The 622-nt window shown below is 46.8% G+C and carries 2 tRNA genes and 1 rRNA gene; all 3 read left to right on the plus strand.

Features of this window, described 5'->3' with window-relative positions:
- A 16S ribosomal RNA gene (locus DNJ75_RS15170) occupies positions 1–218 on the plus strand; the annotation flags it as partial.
- A gap of 79 nt (positions 219–297) precedes the next feature.
- Positions 298–374: transfer RNA gene (locus DNJ75_RS15175), tRNA-Ile, on the plus strand.
- 121 nt (positions 375–495) lie between these two features.
- Positions 496–571, plus strand: a tRNA-Ala gene (locus tag DNJ75_RS15180).
- Positions 572–622: the final 51 nt, after the last annotated feature.

A 622-nucleotide genomic window follows, 5' to 3' on the forward strand; every position in this document is an offset into this window, starting at 1 on the left:
GAGCATGAAGTCGGAATCGCTAGTAATCGCGGATCAGAATGCCGCGGTGAATACGTTCCCGGGTCTTGTACACACCGCCCGTCACACCATGGGAGTGGGTTGCAAAAGAAGTAGATAGTCTAACCGCAAGGAGGACGTTTACCACTTTGTGATTCATGACTGGGGTGAAGTCGTAACAAGGTAGCCGTAGGGGAACCTGCGGCTGGATCACCTCCTTAAAGGTACTTAGGTACAAAGATATTAAGAGAATAGCGAGAAGTGTTTAAGTGTTTACAATTGATGTTTTTTCAGTAGATTGGGTCTGTAGCTCAGCTGGTTAGAGCGCACCCCTGATAAGGGTGAGGTCGGTAGTTCAAGTCTACTCAGACCCACCATGTCAGAAGACAGAAGACAGTAATTTTGAGTGCAGCGAGCTGCACGGTTTTTATTTTAAAGAATCATCGCGAAGCGATACAAAGATCTGTTCTCTGTCATCTGTTTTCTGTCCTCTGAATTGGGGCCATAGCTCAGCTGGGAGAGCGCCTGCTTTGCACGCAGGAGGTCAGGAGTTCGATCCTCCTTGGCTCCACCATCTACGCATCGATATTTAATTAAGGTTCAAAGAATGCTTTGATTTGATTTA

The sequence above is a fragment of the Cysteiniphilum litorale genome, assembly GCF_003428165.1.
Lineage (GTDB): Bacteria > Pseudomonadota > Gammaproteobacteria > Francisellales > Francisellaceae > Caedibacter > Caedibacter litoralis.